Below are 667 nucleotides of genomic sequence, written 5' to 3' on the forward strand. Positions count from 1 at the left end.
CGATACCACGCTCGATACGACCGGTAACAACGGTACCACGACCCGAGATCGAGAATACGTCTTCGATCGGCATCAGGAACGGCTGGTCGATGGCACGAACTGGCTCAGGAATGTAGCTGTCCAGAGTCTCTACCAGCTTCTTAACAGCGGTAGTGCCCATTTCGTTGTCGTCTTTGCCTTCCAGGGCCATACGAGCGGAACCGATGATGATCGGAGTGTCGTCGCCTGGGAAGTCGTAGGTGGACAGCAGGTCGCGAACTTCCATCTCGACCAGTTCCAGCAGCTCAGCGTCGTCTACCAGGTCAGCCTTGTTCAGGAAGACCACGATGTACGGAACGCCAACCTGACGGGACAGCAGGATGTGCTCACGGGTTTGTGGCATCGGACCATCGGCGGCCGAGCAAACCAGGATCGCGCCGTCCATCTGGGCAGCACCGGTGATCATGTTCTTCACGTAGTCAGCGTGACCTGGGCAGTCAACGTGAGCGTAGTGACGAATGGTCGAGTTGTACTCAACGTGAGCGGTGTTGATGGTGATACCGCGCGCTTTTTCTTCCGGAGCCGAGTCGATCTTGTCGAACTCAACGATTGCCGAACCGAAAACTTCGGAGCAAACGCGAGTCAGAGCTGCGGTCAGAGTGGTCTTACCGTGGTCAACGTGGCCGAT

Annotated in this window: 1 protein-coding gene; it reads right to left on the bottom strand. The window is 57.0% G+C overall.

Going from position 1 to position 667, the window contains the following annotated elements; all coding sequences use genetic code 11:
* On the bottom strand, nt 1–667 hold a 667-nt coding region (locus APH42_RS28900; protein WP_156352991.1), incomplete at both ends, for a GTP-binding protein.

This window comes from Pseudomonas sp. NBRC 111140, from assembly GCF_001320885.1.
Lineage (GTDB): Bacteria > Pseudomonadota > Gammaproteobacteria > Pseudomonadales > Pseudomonadaceae > Aquipseudomonas > Aquipseudomonas putida_P.